Below are 1746 nucleotides of genomic sequence, written 5' to 3'. Positions count from 1 at the left end.
ACTTTGTTATGGCCTACAATTATGCTAAAAGACTCAAAACTCTTAAGGGTCTTACACCTTTTGAGTTTATATCTTTACAGTGGACAAAATCTCCTGAATTGTTCACACTAAATCCACACCATCACACTCTGGGACCATACACTCCCTGTGTTTCGTAATATTATACAATCAAATTGATAAAAGCTGTATTATCTCCTTGCAGCATTAAGTGTATATTTTTTGCTATTTTTTCCACTAAGGGAGTAACATTATCAAAATTTGAAAATTTTGATAACACATAATCTGCTAAGCTTCTTTGATCTTCAGGTCTACCCACTCCAAATCTCAAGCGCCAATAATCGTTGCCAATAAAACTATCTATGGATTTAAGTCCATTATGTCCAGCAGAACTACCACCTTTCTTTACTTTTATTCTTCCAAGTTCCAAATCAGCGTCATCATGTATGACAACGATATTGTCTAGCGATAATTTGTAAAAGTTTCGTATTTTTGCAACAGGGATGCCTGAATTATTCATAAATGAATAAGGCTTTATTAACATGATTTTATTATCATTAATCATGCCAGAGGTTATCAGATAATCGGCTTTTTTAGAGAACAACTGAAAACCCCAATATTTGCAGATTGCATCAACGGTGATGAAGCCGATATTATGATGAGTTAGCTCATATTGACTGCCAGGATTACCAAGCCCAACTATCAGGTGCACTATTCCTCTGTTTCTGCCTGAGGTTCTTCAACGTCACTATCGGCAGCAGAAATTGTAACAATGGTAAAATTTTCTTCTTCATGAGCTACAAACTTAACACCTTCTGGTAATTTTACATCATTAATATGTATAGACTGGCCAATCATTTTACCGGATAAATCAACTTCAATAACCTGAGGTATTTTATCAGGAGAGCATTTAACAGCAATAGAACGACACAAAACATTAAGCACTCCACCTAATTTGATTCCTGGAGCTTTACTTTCATTCACAAATGATAGAGGTATGTCTATTTTAATTTCACTGCCTTTATCAACAAACTGAAAATCAACATGTTGCACAGTATCCTTTACTACATGCAATTGGATATCGCGAACAAGAGCATATTCCTTTTTGCCCGAAATATTCAGCTCTATCAAATGTGCAGAAAGAGAGCCTGACTTATATTGCTTTGTGAATTCCTTTGCAGACAATGTCAAATTTACATTATCATGGCCCTTTCCATATATGATTCCAGGGATGTTTCCCTTCTTCCTTAGAGAATGCATCGCTTTTGTTTTTGTTATATCACGTAACTCTGCATTAATTGTTACTATTTCCTGTTGCGTCATCGGTTACTCCTATTCAGCTAATCCTTTTAATATAATTTAATAATAATATAACATAAAAATATTTATTTCAAACTTCATTCTTTCATACTAATTGTTTGTGAAAGGATTTATTTAGATATATATTTAAGCTTATTTAACAAGAACTATGGGCATTGACGATAAAGTAGTTTTTAGGATTTATAGACCAACAAGAACTGCAACACAATCTGGTTTAGGTAATACAAATTTCTGGCACCTGAAAATTGAATCTGGCTCTTACTACATTGCACCTTTAATGGGGTGGGTTGGCTCAAAAGATCCAAAAAAACAGATTGTATTAAAGTTTGATTCTCTTGAAAAAGCAGTATTCTACGCAAAAAAACGCAACGTTAAATACATAATTGAAATGCCAAAAAATGTTAAGAGGCTGCCAAAATCTTACGCAAG

3 protein-coding genes and 1 pseudogene are annotated in these 1746 nt (G+C 33.8%); 2 read left to right on the top strand and 2 right to left on the bottom strand.

Annotated elements, in window-relative coordinates:
• Window positions 1-158, top strand: a pseudogene (locus WGMM_RS06120) (IS481 family transposase); the annotation flags it as partial.
• 2 nt (window positions 159-160) lie between these two features.
• Here the strand turns inward: WGMM_RS06120 and pth are convergent.
• Together pth and WGMM_RS02920 are read right to left on the bottom strand one after the other, a co-directional pair.
• The gene (gene pth, locus WGMM_RS02925) at window positions 161-709 is read right to left on the bottom strand and encodes an aminoacyl-tRNA hydrolase (protein WP_006280288.1); all 549 of its coding nucleotides are present in this window, start codon (window positions 707-709) and stop codon (window positions 161-163) included.
• Entirely contained in the window at window positions 709-1320 is a 612-nt protein-coding gene (locus WGMM_RS02920) for a 50S ribosomal protein L25/general stress protein Ctc (RefSeq protein ID WP_010962412.1), read from the bottom strand. Before WGMM_RS02920 ends, pth begins: the two co-directional genes overlap by 1 nt.
• 145 nt (window positions 1321-1465) lie before the next feature.
• On the opposite strand from WGMM_RS02920, the gene WGMM_RS02915 reads away from it, so the two are divergent.
• Window positions 1466-1746, top strand: a 281-nt coding sequence (locus WGMM_RS02915) for an NADH dehydrogenase ubiquinone Fe-S protein 4 (RefSeq protein ID WP_038249773.1), incomplete at its 3' end; no start/stop codon positions are given.

The sequence above is a fragment of the Wolbachia endosymbiont of Glossina morsitans morsitans genome, assembly GCF_000689175.1.
Classification (GTDB): Bacteria; Pseudomonadota; Alphaproteobacteria; order Rickettsiales; family Anaplasmataceae; genus Wolbachia; species Wolbachia pipientis.
Note: the sequence above shows the minus strand (reverse complement) of the source record. Positions and strands in the feature narration are given on the sequence as shown.